General features: G+C 39.1%; 25 protein-coding genes. 9 read left to right on the top strand and 16 right to left on the bottom strand.

Annotated elements, in window-relative coordinates:
- Nucleotides 1–149: 149 nt before the first annotated feature.
- The 16 genes from der to C502_RS0104770 form a co-directional block, all read right to left on the bottom strand.
- Complete coding sequence (gene der, locus C502_RS0104845; protein ID WP_018677719.1) at nucleotides 150–1,559, bottom strand: ribosome biogenesis GTPase Der; 1,410 nt, start codon at nucleotides 1,557–1,559, stop codon at nucleotides 150–152.
- Between the two features lie 176 nt (nucleotides 1,560–1,735).
- Nucleotides 1,736–2,878 carry an outer membrane protein assembly factor BamB gene (gene bamB, locus C502_RS0104840; protein ID WP_018677718.1) on the bottom strand — a complete coding sequence of 381 codons (1,143 nt, stop codon included), beginning with the start codon at nucleotides 2,876–2,878 and terminating at the stop codon, nucleotides 1,736–1,738.
- The gene (locus tag C502_RS0104835; RefSeq protein ID WP_018677717.1) at nucleotides 2,878–3,576 is read right to left on the bottom strand and encodes a YfgM family protein; all 699 of its coding nucleotides are present in this window, start codon (nucleotides 3,574–3,576) and stop codon (nucleotides 2,878–2,880) included. The genes bamB and C502_RS0104835 overlap by 1 nt, the downstream gene beginning before the upstream one ends.
- A 31-nt stretch (nucleotides 3,577–3,607) precedes the next feature.
- Nucleotides 3,608–4,900: a histidine--tRNA ligase gene (hisS, locus tag C502_RS0104830; protein WP_018677716.1), complete on the bottom strand. Its 1,293-nt coding sequence runs from the start codon at nucleotides 4,898–4,900 to the stop codon at nucleotides 3,608–3,610.
- On the bottom strand, nucleotides 4,897–6,012 hold the full coding sequence (gene ispG, locus C502_RS0104825; RefSeq protein WP_004664888.1) for a flavodoxin-dependent (E)-4-hydroxy-3-methylbut-2-enyl-diphosphate synthase: 1,116 nt from the start codon (nucleotides 6,010–6,012) through the stop codon (nucleotides 4,897–4,899). The genes hisS and ispG overlap by 4 nt, the downstream gene beginning before the upstream one ends.
- Nucleotides 6,013–6,034: 22 nt before the next feature.
- On the bottom strand, nucleotides 6,035–6,829 hold the full coding sequence (locus tag C502_RS0104820) for a helix-turn-helix domain-containing protein (RefSeq protein ID WP_018677715.1): 795 nt from the start codon (nucleotides 6,827–6,829) through the stop codon (nucleotides 6,035–6,037).
- On the bottom strand, nucleotides 6,820–7,620 hold the full coding sequence (gene pilW, locus C502_RS0104815; RefSeq protein WP_018677714.1) for a type IV pilus biogenesis/stability protein PilW: 801 nt from the start codon (nucleotides 7,618–7,620) through the stop codon (nucleotides 6,820–6,822). The genes C502_RS0104820 and pilW overlap by 10 nt, the downstream gene beginning before the upstream one ends.
- Nucleotides 7,621–7,637: 17 nt before the next feature.
- Nucleotides 7,638–8,873, bottom strand: a complete 1,236-nt coding sequence (gene rlmN / locus C502_RS0104810; protein ID WP_018677713.1) for a 23S rRNA (adenine(2503)-C(2))-methyltransferase RlmN — start codon at nucleotides 8,871–8,873, stop codon at nucleotides 7,638–7,640.
- A 121-nt stretch (nucleotides 8,874–8,994) separates the two neighbouring features.
- The gene (ndk, locus tag C502_RS0104805; protein WP_018677712.1) at nucleotides 8,995–9,426 is read right to left on the bottom strand and encodes a nucleoside-diphosphate kinase; all 432 of its coding nucleotides are present in this window, start codon (nucleotides 9,424–9,426) and stop codon (nucleotides 8,995–8,997) included.
- Nucleotides 9,427–9,533: 107 nt separating this feature from the next.
- Complete coding sequence (gene iscX / locus C502_RS0104800; RefSeq protein WP_018677711.1) at nucleotides 9,534–9,734, bottom strand: Fe-S cluster assembly protein IscX; 201 nt, start codon at nucleotides 9,732–9,734, stop codon at nucleotides 9,534–9,536.
- 95 nt (nucleotides 9,735–9,829) lie between these two features.
- Complete coding sequence (locus C502_RS0104795; protein WP_018677710.1) at nucleotides 9,830–10,381, bottom strand: phosphatase PAP2 family protein; 552 nt, start codon at nucleotides 10,379–10,381, stop codon at nucleotides 9,830–9,832.
- Between the two features lie 24 nt (nucleotides 10,382–10,405).
- Complete coding sequence (locus C502_RS0104790) at nucleotides 10,406–11,722, bottom strand: glycosyltransferase family 4 protein (protein ID WP_171067611.1); 1,317 nt, start codon at nucleotides 11,720–11,722, stop codon at nucleotides 10,406–10,408.
- 129 nt (nucleotides 11,723–11,851) lie between these two features.
- Entirely contained in the window at nucleotides 11,852–12,694 is an 843-nt protein-coding gene (locus C502_RS0104785) for a symmetrical bis(5'-nucleosyl)-tetraphosphatase (protein ID WP_018677708.1), read from the bottom strand.
- 2 nt (nucleotides 12,695–12,696) lie between these two features.
- The gene (rsmA, locus tag C502_RS0104780) at nucleotides 12,697–13,509 is read right to left on the bottom strand and encodes a 16S rRNA (adenine(1518)-N(6)/adenine(1519)-N(6))-dimethyltransferase RsmA (protein WP_018677707.1); all 813 of its coding nucleotides are present in this window, start codon (nucleotides 13,507–13,509) and stop codon (nucleotides 12,697–12,699) included.
- 60 nt (nucleotides 13,510–13,569) lie between these two features.
- On the bottom strand, nucleotides 13,570–14,553 hold the full coding sequence (gene pdxA / locus C502_RS0104775) for a 4-hydroxythreonine-4-phosphate dehydrogenase PdxA (protein ID WP_018677706.1): 984 nt from the start codon (nucleotides 14,551–14,553) through the stop codon (nucleotides 13,570–13,572).
- 88 nt (nucleotides 14,554–14,641) lie between these two features.
- A complete protein-coding gene (locus C502_RS0104770; RefSeq protein WP_018677705.1) occupies nucleotides 14,642–15,286 on the bottom strand; it encodes a hypothetical protein in 645 nt (214 codons plus the stop codon).
- A 266-nt stretch (nucleotides 15,287–15,552) separates the two neighbouring features.
- Here C502_RS0104770 and rplM point away from each other — a divergent pair, with 266 nt between their 5' ends.
- The 9 genes from rplM (at nucleotide 15,553) to C502_RS0104725 (ending at nucleotide 21,141) form a co-directional block, all read left to right on the top strand.
- Nucleotides 15,553–15,981, top strand: coding sequence for a 50S ribosomal protein L13 (gene rplM, locus C502_RS0104765; RefSeq protein ID WP_004802631.1), 429 nt, complete (start codon nucleotides 15,553–15,555; stop codon nucleotides 15,979–15,981).
- A gap of 12 nt (nucleotides 15,982–15,993) precedes the next feature.
- On the top strand, nucleotides 15,994–16,380 hold the full coding sequence (gene rpsI / locus C502_RS0104760; protein ID WP_004640839.1) for a 30S ribosomal protein S9: 387 nt from the start codon (nucleotides 15,994–15,996) through the stop codon (nucleotides 16,378–16,380).
- A 131-nt stretch (nucleotides 16,381–16,511) separates the two neighbouring features.
- Complete coding sequence (locus C502_RS0104755) at nucleotides 16,512–17,168, top strand: glutathione S-transferase N-terminal domain-containing protein (protein WP_018677704.1); 657 nt, start codon at nucleotides 16,512–16,514, stop codon at nucleotides 17,166–17,168.
- Nucleotides 17,169–17,182: 14 nt separating this feature from the next.
- On the top strand, nucleotides 17,183–17,608 hold the full coding sequence (locus C502_RS0104750; protein ID WP_018677703.1) for a ClpXP protease specificity-enhancing factor: 426 nt from the start codon (nucleotides 17,183–17,185) through the stop codon (nucleotides 17,606–17,608).
- A 16-nt stretch (nucleotides 17,609–17,624) separates the two neighbouring features.
- Complete coding sequence (locus tag C502_RS0104745; protein WP_018677702.1) at nucleotides 17,625–18,284, top strand: hypothetical protein; 660 nt, start codon at nucleotides 17,625–17,627, stop codon at nucleotides 18,282–18,284.
- A 382-nt stretch (nucleotides 18,285–18,666) separates the two neighbouring features.
- Nucleotides 18,667–19,026, top strand: a complete 360-nt coding sequence (locus tag C502_RS0104740) for a roadblock/LC7 domain-containing protein (RefSeq protein WP_004802620.1) — start codon at nucleotides 18,667–18,669, stop codon at nucleotides 19,024–19,026.
- Nucleotides 19,027–19,179: 153 nt separating this feature from the next.
- Nucleotides 19,180–20,148, top strand: coding sequence for a hypothetical protein (locus C502_RS0104735; protein WP_018677701.1), 969 nt, complete (start codon nucleotides 19,180–19,182; stop codon nucleotides 20,146–20,148).
- 8 nt (nucleotides 20,149–20,156) lie between these two features.
- The gene (locus tag C502_RS0104730) at nucleotides 20,157–20,699 is read left to right on the top strand and encodes a GTP-binding protein (RefSeq protein WP_018677700.1); all 543 of its coding nucleotides are present in this window, start codon (nucleotides 20,157–20,159) and stop codon (nucleotides 20,697–20,699) included.
- 22 nt (nucleotides 20,700–20,721) lie between these two features.
- Nucleotides 20,722–21,141 carry a roadblock/LC7 domain-containing protein gene (locus tag C502_RS0104725; RefSeq protein WP_018677699.1) on the top strand — a complete coding sequence of 140 codons (420 nt, stop codon included), beginning with the start codon at nucleotides 20,722–20,724 and terminating at the stop codon, nucleotides 21,139–21,141.
- Nucleotides 21,142–21,336 lie beyond the last annotated feature (195 nt).

The raw sequence follows: 21,336 nt of genomic DNA, 5'->3' as shown, positions 1-21,336 counted from the left end.
TAAAGAGAAAATTCACGAAATAAATATCGTAACAACTATAAATATTAAGATAATCTAAACAAATGATAATTATTATTAAACTAAACCACTTAAAATTTGAGTAAAAAAAAGCCCAACGCAACGCTTGGGCTTTTAACTAGCTGAAAAAATTAACGCTTCATTTTTTTCTCAGCTTTTTTGAACTTCTGTACATAACGACGCTTACGTGCGGCAACACGCTCATCTACCATCGATTTACGACCTTCAAATGGATTTTCAGAGGTCTTAAAATCAACACGAACTGGCGTTCCTTCCAGTTTGTATACCTTACGGAACACATTTTCCAAATAACGACGATAATCAGCAGGGGTTTTATCCACTTTATTACCGTGAATTACGATCGTTGGTGGATTTTGTCCACCCATATGCGCATAACGCATTTTAATGCGTTTCCCACCAATCATTGGCGGTTGATGTGCCTCTGTGGCGTCATTTAAGATTTGAGTTAATTTTGCTGGTGAAACTTTTAAATGTGATGAATCATAAGCACGATGGATAGTTGGGTATAATTCACCAACACCTGTACCATGTAATGCCGAGATTAAATGTACTTTCGCCCAAGGAATAAAGTCAAAACGGCGATCGACATCCAACTTACATTGTTTACGGTCATATTCAGTCATGTTGTCCCATTTATTAATGGCGATCACCATGGCACGCCCAGCTTCAAGCGCATAACCAATTAAATGTAAATCTTGTTCAACCACCCCTTCACGCGCATCAAGCACCACCACAATCACATGTGCATCTTTAATGGCTTGTAATGTTTTCACGATTGAGAACTTCTCAATCATTTCATCGACTTTACCTTTACGACGTACACCTGCAGTATCGATCAACGTATATTGACGACCATCACGCTCATAAGGGATATAAATCGAGTCACGTGTTGTACCAGGTTGGTCAAATGCAACCACACGATCTTCACCCAATAAACGGTTAACCAATGTCGACTTACCTACATTCGGACGACCAATAATCGCTAAACGTAAACCTGTATTTTTATTATGCTCTTCTGGGTTTTCATCTTCTGGCACTTCAGCCAAAACATCTTCAAGCATCTGTTGCACGCCACGACCATGACTCGCCGCCACTTGCAAAGGCTCACCCATTCCAAGCTTGTAAAATTCAACTAGCGCAGCCTCAGCATGAACACCATCCACTTTATTGGCAACCAAGTAAACTTTTTTACCGAGTGTACGCAGTTCACGTGCAATTTGTTCATCCGAAGCCAACAAACCAGCACGCGCATCAACCACAAAAATAATGATATCTGCTTCATGAATCGCAGTTTTTGACTGCTCTGCCATGTAGGTGTCAATGCCACCTTCATTTTCACCAATACCGCCCGTATCAACAACGATAAAAGATTTATTTTGAAAAACCGCATCACCATATTTGCGGTCACGTGTTAAACCAGCGAAGTCAGCAACCAAAGCATCACGACTTTTGGTGATTTGGTTAAATAGCGTTGATTTTCCGACATTTGGACGACCAATGAGCGCAATAACGGGTTTCATAAATTAACCTTAATTCAGACGAGCCATCGTTGATGACATCGTATCAGAAACAGTATGGAAGATTTTTGTGATGAATGGATCACAATAAAAATTCGGGGTTTTGTTTAAACAAATACCCCGATCATTCTTTTATTAGCAATAGCTAATTAAGCATTTTAGCACAAGCTAAGGCAAAATTAACGATTCTGCCAAATGCTTAGTGTACCTTTTCGAGTTGCGACATAAAGCTGATTGTCAATCACACGCAATGAACGAACTTCGCCGCTGGTTTTAGCACGACCAATCAACTTGCCTGAGCTTGGATCAATCAAATGGATCACACCATCTAAATCCCCTACAACAAGGTTTTGCCCAAGTGCTGCTGGATTACTCAGCTGACGATTGAGTAATTCTTCATTTTGCCAAAGTAGTTCACCGGTAGCTAAGTTATAAGCATTCAATTTACCATCAGTGGTCGAAACAAATACTTTATCGCCTACAACTTCAGGGCTATTGGTACTACTCGCTTCTTCACTCCACACCACACGCTGTGTTGCGAGATCAGTCACCGTAACCTGACCTTGGAAACTTGTTGTTACTAGATATTGCCCAGAAACGACTGGATCACCAACAATATCAATCAAACGTTGAATATCTGAGCGACCATCGCTAATTGCAACTCGACGTTGGAAACGTGGTACGCCACTAATCACATCCAATGCATAAACATAAGCATTCGCAGAGGCAACGATAACCGTACGATCATCTAAACGAACAGGTGCAGGTTGACCACGTAAACTAAACTGAACATTGGGAAGTTTATATGCCCAAACTTGCTGTCCTGTTACCGCATCATGAGCAAATACCGTCCCATCATTCGCAATCGTAATCACACGCCCAGTTTGGATCAAAGATGGAGATAAAATGGCACCTGATAATTTTGCAGTCCATTTTTGAGCCCCTGTTGCCTGATCTAGAGCAAATAACTCACCTTTACGATTACCAATCACCACAATCCCTTGGCTTGCTTCTACACCAGCAGTAAGTTCTTGTTTGGTAATTTTACTTTTCCAAAGACGTTGTTTGCCTTTATAAGCAGAAACCTGACCATCAGGGTCAATCGCAAAAATTACACCATTGTCTGTATCCAACTGCAAGCGTAAAGCTTCTGCTGCATCAGTCGACGAAACACTTTGTGAAAATACAAGGTTTAAACTTTGTGCTTGGGCAATTTTTGGCAATGGATTAGGTTTCGCTTCTTTTACTTTATTGGTTGAACATCCAACCAATAAAGCTGACGCAATTGCAATTGCCAAAGGTAGTTTTAGTTTATTCTGCATTAAGACTCATCCACTTTGGTATTTAAGATCGGGCGTTCAATTTCAGGATCATCTACTAAAATACCAACGCTTTCGAGTTTAATTTGTAAAAGCTGACGCTCTTGTTTCCGTTCAATCAAGCTATCCCATGCACTTTGATACGCTTTTCGAGCTGATGCTGTGTCTTTTTTCGCAACAAAGATATCACCACGTAGCTCTTCTGTTGTTGCCTTAAATGCAGGTTCGGTTACATTTGATAGGGTTTTCAGTGCTTCATCATATTTCTTTTGTGCTAATTGTGAATCTGCTAAGCGTATTTTGACAATTTGCAATAGACCCGCATCTTTGACTTTTGAGTTTTCAACTTTCTTTAATGCTTTTTCAGCAGCAGCATAGTCTTGTTTATCATAAGCAAGCTTCGCCAAAATAAATTGGGTTTGAATTGCGTGAACCGAATTTGCATCATCCTTCACAATCTTATCGGCTGCTTCAGAAACTGTTGCCAAAGCATTTGGTTGACCAGATGCAACTTTAGCTTCATCCATTAACTTCTGTACTTTGGCTGTTTCATTCTGAGCATCAGCAAGTTTTTTCTGCTGCCAGTATTCCCACCCAAAAAAGGCAATCAATGCAATGAGAATCCCGCTAATCATGGCAGAACCATATTTTTTAGCAACCGACTTTAATTGGTCGAATTGTTCTTCATCACTTAAACTCATGTGACTGTCCTTTTCCTAAATATTTTACAATTTATTGTTTAAATTTTTCGATAAAAAATGGCGTAAGTTCAGCCAAAGATACTTGCGCCTGTTCAGCAGTTGCAAGCTCTTTGACTAAAAGCTGCTGTGATTCCCACTCACGCTCACCCAAAATCACAGCATAAATCGCACCAGATTGATCAGCCTTTTTCATCTGGCTTTTCATACTGCCTTGAGATCCTGTTTTCAAACGGATCTTACTATTTGCAGCTTCTAGCTGGTCGCGAATTTGCTCTGCCAAAACCAAGGCTTTTGCTTGATATGCAGGTTCAGCCAATAAGAAGATTTCACAATCACGCACGTCTTTAGTTTGTTCGACTTGCTCAAGCAATAACAATAGTCGTTCCATACCCATTGCAAAACCAACAGCAGGAACAGATTGATCAGCTTTACCTTTTAACTGTCCAACCAGACCATCATAACGACCACCCGCACAAACTGTTCCTTGCGAACCCAACATCGTTGTTGTCCACTCAAAAACAGTCTTGTTATAGTAGTCCAAACCACGGACTAGTTTTTGGTTAATCACAAACTCAACGCCCGCATCAGTGAGATACTGTTGTAACTGTTGGAAGTGATTGATTGAATCTTCTTTTAAGAAGTCATGCAACTTCGGCGCATTTTCTAAAATCTGTTGCGTTGATTCAATTTTAGAATCCAAAATACGCAATGGATTGGTGGTTAAACGGCGTTGTGAATCTTCATCCAGTGCATCTTTATGTTGATTCAAGAATTCAACTAAAGCGGCACGATATTCAGCACGCTCATCCGTTTCACCCAACGTATTGAGTTCTAAACGGACATTGGCTGCAACACCCATACGTTTCCATAAACGTGCTGTCATTAAAATGATTTCAGCATCAATATCCGGCGTTGCGACGCCAAAAGTTTCAACACCAAATTGGTGAAACTGGCGATAACGACCCTTTTGTGGTTTTTCGTAGCGGAACATTGGACCCACATACCACACTCGCGGCGTTGCACCACGGAGTAAGTTATGTTCCAACATTGCACGCACGCACCCTGCCGTACCTTCTGGACGTAAGGTCAATGATTCTGGTGGCGTACCTTTATCGAAAAAGGTATACATTTCCTTTTCAACGATATCAGTGGCATCACCAATCGCACGCTTAAATAAGTTAGTTTGCTCAACAATCGGTAAACGAATTTGTTGATAGCCATAAGCATCCATCAAAGATGCCAATTGTTGTTCAAGACTTCTCCAAGCAGCAGTTTGTGTTGGAAGGGTGTCATTAAAACCTTTGATTGCGACGATTGAACTCATGATGAACTACGAATAATTTCTTTAGATTTAGCTTCTTCAAGCTCTTGAACACGTTGACGAACCATTGTTTCAATTTCATCAACCAACTGATTTGTATCAATTAAATGGCTTTTCTCACCATTTCTATAGACCAGTGAACGCGGAGAAGCCCCCACAATCCCAATATCCGCTTCCTTCGCTTCACCAGGACCATTCACTTTACATCCGATGACAGATAAATCCATCGGCGTACGAATATCTTCTAAACGCTCTTCCAAAGCCTGCATCACTTGAATCACATTAAATTCTTGACGTGAACAGCTTGGGCAAGCAATAAAGTTAATACCATTGGAACGTAAGCCCAACGATTTTAAAATATCAAAACCGATTTTAATTTCATCTTCAGGTTCAGCAGCAAGCGAAATACGCATGGTATCTCCAATGCCTTCCATCAATAATCCACCTAACGCAATCGCTGATTTCACCGTACCCGTACGATAAATCCCAGCTTCAGTGACACCCAAATGCAATGGATTATCAATCTGTTGAGATAATAAACGATAGGCGTCCATGGTTAAAAACACATTTGATGCTTTGACGCTAACTTTGAATTCATGAAAATCTAAACGATCTAGAATATCAATATGGCGCATTGCAGATTCAAGCAAAGCTTGTCCTGTTGGCTCACCATATTTGACTTGTAAATCTTTTTCCAATGACCCTGCATTGACCCCAATACGAATCGAAATACCATGATGTTTGGCTGCGGCAACCACTTCACGTACTTTCTGATCCGAGCCAATATTGCCAGGGTTAATCCGCAAACAGTCTGCGCCATAATCAGCTACAGCGAGTGCAATACGATGATCAAAATGAATATCTGCAACCAAAGGTACCGAAACACGTTTACGAATTGCACCAAATGCTTCTGCGGCTTCCATTGACGGCACAGACACGCGCATGATATCTGCGCCCGCATCTGCACAACGCTGGATTTGCGCCACTGTTGCATCGACATCACAGGTTTCAGTATTGGTCATACTTTGGACACTGATCGGGGCATCACCACCGACATACACCGAACCCACTCGAATTTTACGAGTTGGACGGCGTTTAATTGGATTCACAATCATCGTATAGCTCTACTCTTTGGCATTAACGAGACAAACGGAATTCTGCTTTTCCATTGACAGTATATGGAGCCAAAGATATCTGCTCCTGATTCAAAGTCAAGGATACGGCTGTTGCGTCATCTAAACGAATTTGGAATGGTGACTCACCACTCAAAGTTAATGTAGATGCTTGACGACCTGTTGCCAATACTTTACCTGTTGCATCTACAATATGCACCGAGGTTGGTCGACTAAAATTCAAAATTAATTGATCACCTGATGTTACTGTTGAGCTATTTCCGATTGGAAGAATTTCAACATCTGAACTCTTGACCTTTGGAACATCCGCTTCATCTTTATGGCTTGATGTCCAATTCTGAACAGCCATGACTGCCAACCAACCAAGAATCACAATAACAGCAAAAATAGAAATACGTTTCAACCACTTACGGTTACGTACACTTTTCGAACCAGACAATTTCCCCATAATTTTAATAGGAGAATTATTTAAGGCATGATTCGCTTTTAATCCAGTATCATTGACATAAATTTCATCAAAACGCTGGATAATAGCACTCGCATCAGCATTTAAACATTTCGCATAGGCACGATAATAGCCTTTGATAAAAGTTGCTTCCGGTAATGACTTATAATCATCTTGCTCTAATGCCGTCAAAGTTTTAATCGGCATATTCAGTAGGTTTGCAATCTCTTCAAGTTCTTTCTTTTGTGCAATACGAATTTGACGCAAATATTCACCAGGTCGTTGAATATTCCCTAATGTTGAAGAAAATGAGTTTGAACCAGTTGGCTGATGTGAATTTGGATTTATTTCCATACGGCCTCAGTACTGTGCTGTAATTGCAAATAACGTTGATATTCTGGACTATCAGGAAATAATGCACGCAATTGATTTACCAATACTTGCATTCCTAATTGATCCGCATTCGCTCGAGCAATGCGCAAGCCAATCCAAAGTGCTCTCGCCCCTTGATTTTTTTGTCCCACACTACGAACATATTGTTCATATAGCTGCGATGCATCTCTATTATTTTGCTGCAAATAGAAAATTTCTGACAACTCTAACATTGAAATCGTTGCATTTCGATTCGCTTGCAATGCTTGCTTGAATGACTTTTCAGCATTCGCAACATCGCCTAATTTCAAATAAATTCGCCCAAGGTTTTCCAGTGATTGGAATCGCTGATCATAACCCAAGGTTGCACCTGCGTGGCTAAACTGCTCGATTGCCTCATTATAACGGTGCATTTGATACAAATATGTACCGTAATTATTACGAGCTTGAGCATTATCGGGTTCAGATGAGATGGCACGCTTGAAATAAGCTTCTGCTTTTTCCATATTTAGCTTACTGCCTTCTTGCTGCAGTAAAATTCCCATCATCATATTGGCATTTGCATCACGCGAATCAATTTTTAGAGCTTGATCAAGAGAACGCTTGGCTGAATCCAATTCACGGGTACGAATATATTCAGCAGCGAGTTGAGTGCGAACTTGTACTGCCTTTTCAGGGTCTTTCTTTAATGTTGTAGATTGGCAAGCTGTTAAGCCTAATACTGTAAATACAACAGTTGGTGCTATAATCGATTTTAGTCGAGTTGTATTCAACGCTTTATCCCCAAGTTTTATCCTTGTGTGCGCAAAATTTCTTGTCGTTGCGCCACTTTCTTCTGCCACTGTTCAGCACGGCGAGTACGGTCAGCAACCTGCCCTACCAATTGACCACACGCCGCATCAATATCATCACCACGTGTCTGACGAATCGTACACACAAATCCTGCATCCGACAAAGTTTTTTGGAATGCAATAATTCGGTTACGACTTGAACGCCCATAAGGTGCATGTGGAAATGGGTTAAATGGGATCAAATTTATTTTACTTGGTAAATTTTTCAATAATTTTAACAGTTGCTGTGCATGTTCTGGATGATCATTCACCCCCTCCAACATCACATATTCAATCGTGACATGTCGGCGTGCACTTTCATTACCATCTTTGGTTAAATAACGCTGACAAGCAGCAATCAATTGTTGTAATGGATATTTTTTATTGATTGGAACAAGTTCATTTCGCAATTCATCATTTGGCGCATGTAACGAAATTGCCAAAGCGACATCAATATCTTGTGCCAACTGATCAATCTTTGGAACAACGCCAGAAGTCGATAAAGTTACACGGCGTTTAGACATGCCATAGGCAAAATCATCTAACATTAACCGCATTGAACTGAGTACGGCATCGTAATTAAGTAAAGGTTCACCCATACCCATCATCACCACATTGGTCACTGTACGTTCACGCTCTGCAACGGGCACATCTTCCATATAGGAATAATTTGCCATCCAAAGTTGACCAATAATTTCTGCGGGAGTTAGGTCACGTTGGAAACCTTGCTTTCCAGTCGAACAGAATGAACAATCCAACGCACAGCCCACTTGCGAAGAAATACATAAGGTTTTACGCGCACCTGTTTTATCTTCTGCGGGAATCAGTACCGTCTCGACTAAAGAGCCTTCACCTTCACCAACACGGAACACCCACTTACGTGTACCATCTTTAGAATAATTACGGTGTACAACTTCAGGCGCTTTAATTTCACAAATCTTTTCTAATTTTTCACGTAACTTGCCTGAAATATTGCTCATTTCAGCAAAATCAGTTACGAAAAACTGGTGTATCCACTTCATGACTTGACTCGCACGAAACTTCTTTTCACCCAAGTCTTCAAAGAATTTTTCTAGTTCAGCTCGCGACATGCCAAGTAAATTTACTTTCTTATCGGCAGCTTGAACGACAGACGTAGTTAAAGACTGTTGTTTTTCATCTAAATTTTCTGATGAAACGACCACTACAGAACTCATGTATATTTACCTAAACGATATCAGCGCTAGAAAATGTTGTGCAGTTTTCACACAACTCAATCTATAAAAAATAAAAAACCAGATAAGTAGTATACCACTTATCTGGCTTGAATACTTTGGATTAACGAGTGCGTGGGCAGATCTCGTTATCAGCAAAGAAGTAAGCGATTTCACGCTCAGCAGAAGCAACTGAGTCAGAACCGTGAGCAGCATTTTCATCGATGCTTACAGCGAAGTCAGCGCGAATTGTACCTGGAGCCGCTTCTTTAGGGTTTGTAGCACCTAAGATTTCACGGTGAGCAAGAACTGCGTTTTCGCCTTCAAGAACTGAAACAACAACTGGACCAGAAGTCATGAATGCAACTAGATCACCAAAGAAACCACGTTCTTTGTGTTCAGCATAAAAACCTTCAGCATCAGCTTGAGAAAGGTGTTTCATTTTAGTTGCAACAATTTTTAAACCCGCTTTTTCAAAACGAGCAAAAATATCACCGATGTTGTTTTTAGAAACTGCATCTGGTTTTACGATAGATAAAGTACGTTCAATCGCCATGATTGACTCCTATTTATGGGTAAACTAAAAAATTTGCCGCATTATACCGATGTCATCGCTAATAATCAGCTTGAATCTGTAAAAGTTCAGCGATTTCTGATAATTTTTTAACGAACTTCATCCAACCAAGCCATTTGAATGCCTTCAAGCAAACCTTCCGTCGACTTATTTGGGTCATCTTTAAAATCTGGCAAAGCACAAACCCATGCATGCAAATCAGTGAAACGAATCCATTGTGGATCAACATCTGGGTGTGCTTCAGTAAGTTCGATTGCGATATCAATCGTATCTGTCCAACGTAAGCCCATACAACAACCTAAATAAATGAGTGTGATTGAGCGTACTTTAACAAATCACAAGATTTAAGAAATAGTGTTCTATGACTAAATTTTCGTTAAAACACTTATAGAATGATATTCAAACTCGGTGCGAATAAAATAATTCCACTTGCAACCGATGCCCCAATCATTGCACCAACGACAACATCACTTGGATAGTGCAAACCTAAAACCATACGTGACAACCCAATCAAGATGGTGAATGGCAACATTAACGTAAGTAAAAATGGTTGGATATAACCTAAAGTAATGGTGACCATTACCGCATGTAAAGTATGACCTGATGGAAAGCTAAAGTGGTCTAGCGGTCGATCGCCCAAGATAATCACTTGATGAACCTGATAAGGTCTTGGACGTGTAGTTTGATGTTTTAAAAATTTATAGATCACCGTGCCAACAGAACCAGCAACCAGCAAATATAAAATTTGCAGACCGTATGCCAAACCTTGCTTTATCCAGACTGATAACAACATGGCATACCAAAATGGCCCATCACCTAAACGACTAATCGTTTTAAAAAACAAGGCGACACGTTGCGACTGTGAGAGATGATTGAGGTATACGCACCATTTTAAATCAAGATCGAGTATTTTTATTTTTGCATTCTGAAAATTCATACTGTTCTCCTTTCTGAGGATACGTCAGGTAAAAGTCATGGGAGACTCCTTCACCACCTGATAAAGCGCTTGTTCTAATTGTTGTACAGGAAACTGCCAACTGGTTTCTTGCACACTTTCACTCGCCAGTTGCCCCATTTGCCTCAATTGTGGCAATTCAGGAAGATCGCAAATGGATTGAATTAATGCATCAGTCTGCCCGAGTGGCGTCAACCACCCTGTCACGCCTTGCTTAACATGCTGATGCGCGCATACATAATCATAGGCAATCACGGGTAAACCACTCGCTATTGCCTCTAAAACCACATTACCAAACGTGTCTGCTTGGCTTGCAAAGGTAAATACATCTGCGCTTGCGTAAGCCATTGCAAGTTCACGACCGCTCAGGCTTCCTGTAAAAATCACATCATGAGATGTTGTCAATTTGCTCAACCGAACGCGATCAGGCCCATCCCCGACAATCACAAACTTAATATTTGTACCTTGTTGTGCTTGTAATGCATGGAAGCCTTTGATTAATACATCCACTTCCTTTTCTGGTGATAAACGTCCGACATACAACATCACACGCGTATTGGTATCGACACCCCACTGTTGTCGTAGTTGTTGTGAACGATACTTTGGCGAAAACTTAACGGTATCCACCCCACGACCAACTACGACCAAAGGACAAGTCACACCAAAACTACGCAAAGCTTGTTCAGTATATTGACTAGGAACACAGGTCACATCGGTACTGTTATGAAACCATGTTAAATAGCGTTGAATTGGTTTTACTAAAAATGCCAAATCAAAGAATCGACTAAAATCCTGAAATGGAGAATGAAAACCACTTGATACTGATATTTTTCTGCTCTTAGCTGCCTGTAAAGCAGTCAGTCCTAAAGGCCCTTCTGTGACGATATGCACCACATCTGGAGCAAACTTTTCAAAAGCTTTTGAAATTTTAAGATATTGCGGCCAACCAAATTGAAGACTCGGATACTTAGGAATGGGCTGAGACAGCACCAAACATTCTTGTTCTGGACGAAACTCCGTGCACTCTTCCTTTTGTACAGGTCGTACCAATAAAATTTTATGCCCAAGTTTTTGCAAGCCCTGACATAACTGCATCATTGACAGAGCTACGCCATTAATTTCAGGCGGCCATGTTTCAGTGACGATTGCAATTCTTAAACGAGGACGAACTAAATCACGAAGTTCAGATAATTCATTTAGTGTATTTTTAAGTTGTTTCCTTTTAAAGTAAAATTTAAAATTATCAGGAAACTCCCCTTTCTTTAATAGAGATGTCGCGTATGTACTTTGCATATCGCCATCCATTTGTGTCGTTATTTTCATACTTTTTAGTTTATAAATGTTTTTTGACACTTTAATGATCAGCACATGACAGTTTATTGACAATCCAAATAAAAAGACCCCATCTTAAAAATCTAGATGGGGCATTAAATAAAATAATAATTCAAACTCTTATTCTACTAAAGGATTATCAACTGCAAAAAGCTGCTGATCTTCTAAACGATAAGCCACCAATTGTTGCCCCCAAACACAACCACCATCGACATTTTGAATTTTCTGGCTAATGGTTTTGCCCTGCAACGCCGCCCAATGTCCAAAAATCAGTTGATGGGTTTGGGCTGCTTGACTTTCAAACTCAAACCACGGCTTAAACCCTGTTGGCATCGGTGCGTCTAACGCATCTTTAAATTCAAACTCTAGCCGCCCATCAACATCCGTCAAACGCATACGTGTTAAATAGTTGGTGATACAACGCAAACGAGCTGAGCCTGTTAAATCATCCGACCACAAATCAGGTTGAGCACCATACATTTCAACCAAGAATGCATCTAAAACAGATAAATCCTCATGTCCTACCGCGTATTGAACTTCCTGAGCAAGCGCAATGGTTTTTTCTGCATTCCAAATACATGGAACACCTGCATGGGTAATCAAAGTTTGTTCATTTGGGGTTAAACTCAATGGCTGTTTACGCAGCCAATCAATCAACTCATCGCCATCAATTGCATCAATGATATCCTGAGTATGATCTTTGGCTTTGGCTTTTTTGAATCCGCGGGCGCAGGCAATCAAGGTCAAATCATGGTTGCCGAGAACGGTTGCCGCAGTCCCACGATCTGCTAACTTCTTAACAAAGCGCAGCACCCCTACCGAATTTTCACCACGTGCAACCAAATCACCCGCAAACCATAAAAAGTCTTGGTCTGGGTCAAAACGTATTTCTTTCAATAACACTTTTAATGCGTCGAAACAGCCTTGAACATCACCAATGACATAGTTATAGCGTTTAGACATTGTTAAGATACCATCTGATCAGATAGGGCAACAAAATCAGCCAAACTCAAGGTTTCTGGTCGTGCCATCGGATCAACCCCTGCTTTTTCAAAGCCATCTTCAGCCAACATTCCCTTTAAGCTATTGCGTAAAGTTTTACGGCGCTGGGTAAATACATGTCCAACCAAACGAGCTAATGCCTTTTCATCTTTTGCCACAATCGGTTTGATTGCATAAGGCTCTAAACGGAAGACCGCAGAGGTCACTTTAGGTGGTGGATTAAATGAACCTGGTGGTACTTCAAACAAAAATGTTGGTTTACAGTAATACTGAATCATGACCGATAAACGACCGTATTCTTTCGTATTGGGTACAGCCGTAATGCGATCTACCACCTCTTTCTGCAACATGAAATGCATGTCTTTGACTTTGTCACCAAACTCCAAGAGATGGAACAACAAAGGCGTAGAAATGTTATAAGGCAGATTACCGACAACACGAAGTGGATGACCATCTTTAAATAGCGCAGTGAAATCGTATTTTAATGCATCAGCTTCGATAATAGTTAGACGTTCAGGATGTGGCACACGACCTGGTAAACCTGCTGCCAAATCACGGTCAAGTTCAACCACAGTCAGAGCGTCACACTCGCCAATTAATGGAGAGGTTAATGCAGCCAAACCAGGACCAATTTCAACGATATTCTCGCCTGTACGTGGATTCACTGAGCGTACAATTTTGGCAATCACACGTTGATCATGTAAAAAGTTTTGACCAAAACGTTTTCGAGCCTGATGCCCTTCATCTTTAGGGTTTAGGGCATTAATTTGATACATACATTTATACTCAATATTTGAAACTTAATCCCCCCTCTTTTATAAAGAGGTGAGAAGCGATTATAGCTTCGTAAAGGAAGTTCTTGCTAAATCAAGTGCTAAATCCACCGCAACATGCAAACTCGATGCTTTTGCTTGTCCAGTGCCTGCAAGAGAAAGGGCCGTACCGTGATCGACAGAAGTTCGAATAAATGGCAAGCCCAAAGTAATATTTACTGCTTCACCAAAACCCTGTGATTTTAGCACAGGTAAGCCTTGATCATGATACATCGCTAAAACGGCATCAGCATCTTTTAGGTTTTCGGGAGTAAATAAGGTGTCAGCAGGCAAACTCAAACTCATATGAACCCCCTGCGCCCGATAGGTTTCTAAGACGGGATTAATCACATCAATTTCTTCACGCCCTAAATAACCATCTTCACCTGCATGTGGATTTAAGCCACAAACCAAAATACGTGGCTCAGCAATTTTAAATTTGGTTTTTAAATCATGAATCAGAATATCAATCACTTGATGTAAGCGTTCTTTGGTAATGGCATCAGGCACATCACGCAAAGCCAAATGTGTTGTGGCTAAGGCAACACGAAGCGTTTTGGTTGCCAACATCATCACAACACGATCAACATCTGCAAACTCTTGGTAATATTCAGTATGTCCACTGAATACAATGCCTGCATCATTAATAATCGACTTCTGTACTGGTGCTGTTGCAACACCAACACTCCGCCCTGACATCGCATAATCTGCGGAACGACGCAATTGTTCGAGTACATAGGCTGCATTTGCAGAATCTAATTGTCCTAATATAACTTTTTCAGCTAAAGGAACATCTTCAACCAATAATTGTCCTTGCAAACTAGATTCGGCCTGTCCTTGATAAGGGATCAATTCAACATTTAGCCCCAACTGATACGCACGTTGCCGCAACATTTCCATATCAGCAAGAATAACAATAGGACGTAAATCTACGCGCTCTGCCAAACTCAGACAAATGTCAGGTCCAATTCCAGCAGGCTCACCTGACGTGACATACAAAGGAAGCATACAAACCGCCAATCATTTTTTGATTTCTGCATAGTGTAACGAAAATCTAAAATCAGCTATAGCTTTTCCTTTTTAGAACTGCATGACACTATGGATGATTTTTAGTCTTTGGCAAATTTTCTGGTACTAGATTAGAAGGTACAAATTCAACCTGACGTGTCCAAGGGTTAATTTTAAGTTGCACCTTTTTCTCAGGCTGTACAGCAACGACAACTTCTTCTTTTTTTTCAATGGCAGCGACTGTGCTACTTGGCTTTTCAATGAAAGGGTTCGCAACGACTTCTTTCTTTTCAACAGGATGAAGCTGTTGCGCTACTTGCTGTGGCTCTTTCTTTTCTGTTGTAGGTGTTACAGGAGCCACGGTATTTTGTGGACGTGCATAAGGCGTCGCCGCTATTACCCCTTGTTTTACCACTGTCTGTGTTGTAGGTTGCGGTGTTTGTGCATGTTGAGCCGTAGGATTAGACGGCTGCCCTAGTAAATTAGTTTGATCGTCCGGAATTTCTATTGCTTTCATCTCTGCTGTCACCATCATGGCTGGATCAACATGTTCCCCACGACTTTCTAATACTTCAACTTTACGGCTTGATCCTTCTTTAGGCTGAAATTCTGAATAATTGGTGACACTCCCCTGATCGACCCATTTATATAATCGTCGTGCGTTTGTCTGTGTAGAACAAACCCCTATTAGCAATGTCACTACAACAATTTTTGTAGAAAACGACAAATCCATCAAATTCCCCGAGAGAAGAGGTAAATACTTCTATTTATTTCAAATAATTGGTAGAAAAATAATAGGGGAAATTAGGTTCACTCACAAGGTGAAAAATGTTGCCTAAAATTAAGGTCGTCTTATTTACCAAAACAGTCACATTAGAGCAAATTATGGCGTCTAGCGTGAATTTTCCTTGTGTGCTTTTATAAATTAATATAGAATTTCGTCTCCTTTTGTTTGGACAGATTCCACCGTCCAAACCAACTATAATAGGTAGTGGTTTAATGAAAACTCTCAGCGCTAAGCCAGCTGAAGTTCAACATGACTGGTATGTTGTTGATGCTTCTGGCAAAACTTTAGGTCGCCTTGCGACTGAAATCGCTCGTCGTTTACGCGGTAAGCACAAAACTTCTTATACTCCTCACGTTGACACTGGCGACTATATCGTTGTGATCAATGCTGAACACGTTCAAGTGACTGGTAAAAAAGCGCTTGATAAGAAATATTATCGCCATACTGGTTTCCCTGGTGGTATCCGTGAGACTAACTTCGAAAAGTTAATTGCTCATAAACCTGAAGCAGTTTTAGAAAAAGCTGTTAAAGGTATGTTACCAAAAGGTCCTCTTGGTTATGCAATGATCAAAAAAATGAAAGTGTACGCTGGTACTGAGCACCCACATACTGCTCAACAGCCACAAGTTTTGGACATCTAAGGGATACAGCACATGGCTACTAATTATGGTACAGGTCGCCGTAAGACCGCAACTGCACGTGTTTTCTTATCAGCTGGTACAGGTAAACTCGTAATTAACAACCGTACACTTGAGCAATATTTCGGTCGTGAAACTGCTCGTATGGTTGTGCGTCAGCCTTTAGAGCTTTTAGAAGTTACTGAAAAATTTGACCTTTACATCACTGTTAAAGGTGGTGGTATCGGTGGTCAAGCTGGCGCAATCCGTCACGGTATTACTCGTGCATTGATCGCTGCTGACGAAACTTTAAAACCTGCTCTTCGTCAAGCTGGTTTCGTTACTCGTGATGCTCGTGAAGTTGAACGTAAGAAACTTGGTTTACGTAAAGCACGTAAACGTCCTCAATTCTCTAAACGTTAATCGTTTTACGAATTGGACAAAAACCTCGGATTTTTCCGAGGTTTTTTATTTTAGATAACTTTAATAATTCTAAGATGCTTTTCAGGCATTTTTTTAGTATGCTAAACCGTTTATATCTCTAGCTTTGTGATATGTCATCGGTTGAAAATACGCAAGTTCAAGGCATTACGCTTTACAGTCATGCAGATGATTTCCGCTCACACTGGATTCGTTTCTTATTAGCAGAAAAACAAATCAAATATCAACTGATTATTACAGATCACGAAGATGAGGATTTAGCCGATCTCAACCCATACAATCAACTTCCGATGTTGATTGAACAAAACTTAAAATTATTTTCAAGTAATGTCATTGCTGAATATTTAGATGATCGTTATCGTCAAAATAAGCTTTATGCTGATGCACCTATGGCTAGAGCGGAACAACGTCAGTATATTTGGAGATTTGAGCAAGATTGGTTCAAGCTCGCTGATCAAATGCTTAGACATTCTGATACTCTAGATTTCAAACAAAAGCAAAAAGCTCAAAAAGAACTAAGAGATACTCTCATTTCACTCACTCCATTATTTCAACATTTCCCTTTTTTCATGTCCGAGACATTTTCTATTTTGGATTGTATGTTAGCACCTATTTTTATACGCCTAAAAAGCATGGGAATTGATCTTCCTCAACAGCATTGCCGCCCTATTTTCTTGTATTGTCATCGTATCTTTAACCGCCCCTCTTTTATTAAATCAATGACAGCACAAGAAAAAAACAGCTACAATGAATTAATTTCAATGATTTAGTTAGTTTATACATCATGTCTGAGCAACCAACCTTCACGCCTACACGCCCCTATCTTGCACGTGCCATTTATGAATGGATCTGCGATAACCAACTCACTCCTTATCTATTGGTTGATGCAACCCAACCATATACCGAAGTACCCCAACAATTCGTAAAAGATGGGCAAATTGTTTTAAATCTCGCACCTCATGCAGTTCATCAACTACATATGAGTAATGAAGCAATTACTTTTTCAGCTCGATTTGGCGGTGTATCTAAAGAAATTTATGTCCCTATTCGTGCTGTTCTAGGTATATACGCAAGGGAAAATGGTCAAGGTCTATTTTTTGAACCAAATGAATATGTCGATATTCAAACTTTACCTGAGACTCAAACCATCGAAATAGAAAAAGAAGTTAAACCAAGTAAGAAAAAACCTTCTCTAAGAATTCTAGATTAAAACGAGGATATATACGATGGCATTTGACTTAGTTCAATATTTTTCAGAACAAATTAAAATTCAAAAACCACAACTCTTCAATCAATATTCTAGCAAAGAAAAGCTGTTGTTTATTGATGAAGTAAATACGCTTGTACTTGGGCAGCTCATCAGCCTATGGAAGCAAGATAAGAATAAATTGTACCAAGAAATTAAAACATCTGATCCACTTTATATTCAAGGGATTGCGCGCCACCTGACCACTTCCGCGCATAATCAATCTACTTTGAGTGCTTCAGAACTAGAGTCAACGATTTCAGAAGTACTAGCCCTTCAATTCTCAGAATTAAACCAGCTTGATAAAACAGGAAGCTTTGGTCAAATAGGTTTAACTGAATTACTTCTAGGACAAATTGAACACTTGTCAGGGCAAGCCGAAGATTGGGTATGGTCAACCAATCAGTTAACTGAGCTGATTGGTTCAAAACCATCTGTACAACAAGAAATTTCTTTAGAATCGACAATGCAGGAGTTTAATCAAATGGTACAACATGCGCAGCCTAACACTGAGTATACGTTAGCATTTGAAGAAGAAAAACAAACTACCCCTATATGGTCTTGCATTGCTGCACCCTTCGTTGCATTACTCATCCTTTTATTTTTATATTGTTCGTACACCCAATTGATTACAAACTAAATTTCACCAAAATGATAAAGGAAATCAAAACCTTTCTTTATCATTAACTTACTACCATTTAAAATTTAATAAAATATTTTTTAAATCATATTAATAAAAATATTTTACATTTATTTACAATCCAAAATACCATTCAAAACAACCGATTAATGTGATAAAAATCACAATAAAAACAAAATACCATCCTTACTTCGTCTTTTAAATTATTTTTTTGACAAAAATTGTCAATTACTAGCACTCGTTTTCTTTTAATCATAAAAAAGCATTATTGATTTAATAAAAGAGTTTCCTATAATGAGATTAACTACTTTTGAAAAATAATCTAAAGCAAAAGTAGGGAATATAAATTCATAAACAAAGATGCATAAGTAGAGATAATATCATGGCTAAAATTTCATTAGAAAGCTTAACAAATATTGATGGTTTCGTCGCAGCAGCGTTAGTAGACACGGAAAGCGGCTTAGCGTTGGCAACCCAAGGTGGGGGTTCAATCGACTTAGAACTAGCAGCAGCGGGTAATACCGAAGTTATTCGAGCAAAACGCCGTGTTGCAAACTCACTTAAACTTAACGATGATATTGAAGATATCCTTATTACACTTGGTAAGGCATATCACTTAATTCGCCCATTGGAAAGCAATGGTAATCTCTTCCTTTACCTCGTACTAGACCGCAGTAAATCAAATTTAGCAATGGCTCGTCACGAACTGAAAACATTCGAAAAAGAATTAGACTTTGCTTAATTAGCAACTGTAAGATCTTTAATATATTAGACTTCTTGTATATTTTATATTTAACTAAAATAAATAAAAATTTACAAGAGGTCTATTATTAGTCTCTAAGGTTAAGACTAATTTTTTACATTCCAATGTTTTATAAAATATTAAAGTGATACTATGAATGGACATTGCATTAATATCGCAATTTCAGGTATAAGTTTAAAAGTTTCAGATGAATTAAAAATAGAACTTAGAAAAACAATACCGAATGAATTTGGCATTAACTGGATTAACATTGCCGATCCAAATATAGACTTATTATTAATAAATGAAAATTTTTTCGATACTGATGGTATTCAACGCCTAATTGAGCAAAAAAAACTACCTTGTTTAAGAGTTTCAAAAGGACACGGTGTTTGCAATATAGAGGAAAATAATACGCTCTACCTGCCTTTTCAACAAACAGATGCCTTAAAAAACTGGATTCATCTTCGGCTTCTTAGTTATCTTTCACATCAACAGGCACAACAAACTGAAATTAAAACAACATCAACACACAATGCTATAAATGAAAAGTTCTTAACAGAAATGTTAAATCCTGAAAATGCACGACTTCATGTGTTTGATGATCACGGAACTTTAGCGATTATTGATACCCGTAGTCAAATTGCTTGGTTGGAACCAACACGCACACAAACCCAAACTAACCATAGCTTCAATTATGAATTTGCGACTACTTTTGATTTCACTAAGGTCTCGCGTAAAGTTGAATATGACCTACAAGACTGGTTATGGAATTTATTTTGGCATTCTTTAGAGTTCCAACAGATTGCACCTCATGAAAACGAATATTTTAAAATTGAATATTGGCCTCAACCAACTCAAAGTGTAGATCGAAAAATCACATTGCTACTTTCAGCATGTTTTATACAAGGAGCTCAGATTTCTCAGGTGGCAACACAATTAAAACTCCCGATACAAACGGTTCAGCAATTTGTTTCTGCATGCATCATTTCTAATAATGGTGGTATTATTCCAGCAATAGAGAGCCATTATTTAAAATCAGAAGCTCCTGAACAACCCACTGAACAAGATAATTTTTTGAATAAATTTTTCGGCAAAATTAGACGCCGATTTGGGCTTTAAGGAACTCTATGATTCTACAACAATATAAAATCGTATTTGCTGGAAGTATGGGTGCAGGAAAAACTGAGGCAATAAAGTCACTTTCAGAAGTCCCTGTACTCGCAACTGAAGCATTTAATACGGACAGTCAGGCTCATAATAAAATGCAAACGACAGTAGGTATTGATTATGGGGAAATTACACTTGATGACGGTGCGAAAATTGGACTATACGGAACACCAGGTCAGGCACGTTTTGACTTTATTTGGCCTGTGATTTGCCAAGGTGCCTTAGGCGCAATTATTTTGGTTGACCATAACAGTAAGGTTGCACTTGAAGAACTCGAAGGATATCTAGATACATTTAAAGACTATACAAAAAACATATCAATTGGTATTACTCATATTGATGAGAACAAAGGGCAAGCAACCTCAATTTACAGAGATTGGTTAATCCAAAATGAGTATCAATATCCTTTATTTTTTATTGATGCACGAAAACAAGAACACATTTTACTTATGGTCGAATCACTGATTGCAGCTCTGGAAGTGAATTTACGAGCAACTAATTAATAACTTTATAAAGAGAAGAATTATGTTCAGTATTCCAAGTCAACAACGTACAGCGCCAAAAGAACTTATTCATTTGGCAAAAGCTCAAGCAAGCGAAATATTAACCAATATCCGAGGTATTGATTATATTATGCTTTGCTCGACAGATGGATTTGAGCTCGCTTCTATTTACAAAAAGAATCCTTACAACAGCACAAAACTAGCAGCTGTTAGTAGTTCTATTTTGGCAATGGTCAGTGCATTCCTAAATGAAATCCAACTGACAGGATGTCAAAGTATTACCCTTGATGCTGAAAATGGGAAAGCAATTCTGACCTCCATTCCCGCACCTCACCACCCGATGGTGATGGTAACACTAAGTAATAAAGATGTTCTTTTAGGACAGTTACTTTACAGCTTAAAACAAGCTAGTGCAGCAATTGTTGATGCAGATCAAGCTTAATTTTCCTCTTATAGAAATCTGAAAGTGATCAATCCTTTCAGATTTTTTCATTTTCAGAGTAGAACATTCAATCTAACCAAATTCTTATGGTTATAATTGCCTTAAACATATATTTTTAGTTATGTCCATATAATAAAAACGCACCACCATAATTCAAAATAGCACCAAATTATTTCATTTAAGAAAATAATAGCA

Source organism: Acinetobacter tjernbergiae DSM 14971 = CIP 107465 (assembly GCF_000374425.1).
GTDB lineage: Bacteria > Pseudomonadota > Gammaproteobacteria > Pseudomonadales > Moraxellaceae > Acinetobacter > Acinetobacter tjernbergiae.
Note: the sequence above shows the minus strand (reverse complement) of the source record. Positions and strands in the feature narration are given on the sequence as shown.

Coding starts and splice junctions, on each gene's coding strand:
- hisS (WP_018677716.1), bottom strand. CDS start 4,900: ATGAGTTCAATCGTCGCAATCAAAGGTTTTAATGACACCCTTCCAACA.
- bamB (WP_018677718.1), bottom strand. CDS start 2,878: ATGCAGAATAAACTAAAACTACCTTTGGCAATTGCAATTGCGTCAGCT.
- C502_RS0104790 (WP_171067611.1), bottom strand. CDS start 11,722: ATGAAAATAACGACACAAATGGATGGCGATATGCAAAGTACATACGCG.
- pdxA (WP_018677706.1), bottom strand. CDS start 14,553: ATGCTTCCTTTGTATGTCACGTCAGGTGAGCCTGCTGGAATTGGACCT.
- ndk (WP_018677712.1), bottom strand. CDS start 9,426: ATGGCGATTGAACGTACTTTATCTATCGTAAAACCAGATGCAGTTTCT.
- ispG (WP_004664888.1), bottom strand. CDS start 6,012: ATGATTGTGAATCCAATTAAACGCCGTCCAACTCGTAAAATTCGAGTG.
- der (WP_018677719.1), bottom strand. CDS start 1,559: ATGAAACCCGTTATTGCGCTCATTGGTCGTCCAAATGTCGGAAAATCA.
- C502_RS0104820 (WP_018677715.1), bottom strand. CDS start 6,829: ATGGAAATAAATCCAAATTCACATCAGCCAACTGGTTCAAACTCATTT.
- C502_RS0104835 (WP_018677717.1), bottom strand. CDS start 3,576: ATGAGTTTAAGTGATGAAGAACAATTCGACCAATTAAAGTCGGTTGCT.
- rpsI (WP_004640839.1), top strand. CDS start 15,994: ATGGCTACTAATTATGGTACAGGTCGCCGTAAGACCGCAACTGCACGT.
- C502_RS0104740 (WP_004802620.1), top strand. CDS start 18,667: ATGGCTAAAATTTCATTAGAAAGCTTAACAAATATTGATGGTTTCGTC.
- C502_RS0104730 (WP_018677700.1), top strand. CDS start 20,157: ATGATTCTACAACAATATAAAATCGTATTTGCTGGAAGTATGGGTGCA.
- C502_RS0104725 (WP_018677699.1), top strand. CDS start 20,722: ATGTTCAGTATTCCAAGTCAACAACGTACAGCGCCAAAAGAACTTATT.
- C502_RS0104785 (WP_018677708.1), bottom strand. CDS start 12,694: ATGTCTAAACGCTATAACTATGTCATTGGTGATGTTCAAGGCTGTTTC.
- rlmN (WP_018677713.1), bottom strand. CDS start 8,873: ATGAGTTCTGTAGTGGTCGTTTCATCAGAAAATTTAGATGAAAAACAA.
- C502_RS0104755 (WP_018677704.1), top strand. CDS start 16,512: ATGTCATCGGTTGAAAATACGCAAGTTCAAGGCATTACGCTTTACAGT.
- C502_RS0104770 (WP_018677705.1), bottom strand. CDS start 15,286: ATGGATTTGTCGTTTTCTACAAAAATTGTTGTAGTGACATTGCTAATA.
- C502_RS0104750 (WP_018677703.1), top strand. CDS start 17,183: ATGTCTGAGCAACCAACCTTCACGCCTACACGCCCCTATCTTGCACGT.
- iscX (WP_018677711.1), bottom strand. CDS start 9,734: ATGGGCTTACGTTGGACAGATACGATTGATATCGCAATCGAACTTACT.
- rplM (WP_004802631.1), top strand. CDS start 15,553: ATGAAAACTCTCAGCGCTAAGCCAGCTGAAGTTCAACATGACTGGTAT.
- rsmA (WP_018677707.1), bottom strand. CDS start 13,509: ATGTATCAAATTAATGCCCTAAACCCTAAAGATGAAGGGCATCAGGCT.
- C502_RS0104795 (WP_018677710.1), bottom strand. CDS start 10,381: ATGAATTTTCAGAATGCAAAAATAAAAATACTCGATCTTGATTTAAAA.
- C502_RS0104745 (WP_018677702.1), top strand. CDS start 17,625: ATGGCATTTGACTTAGTTCAATATTTTTCAGAACAAATTAAAATTCAA.
- C502_RS0104735 (WP_018677701.1), top strand. CDS start 19,180: ATGAATGGACATTGCATTAATATCGCAATTTCAGGTATAAGTTTAAAA.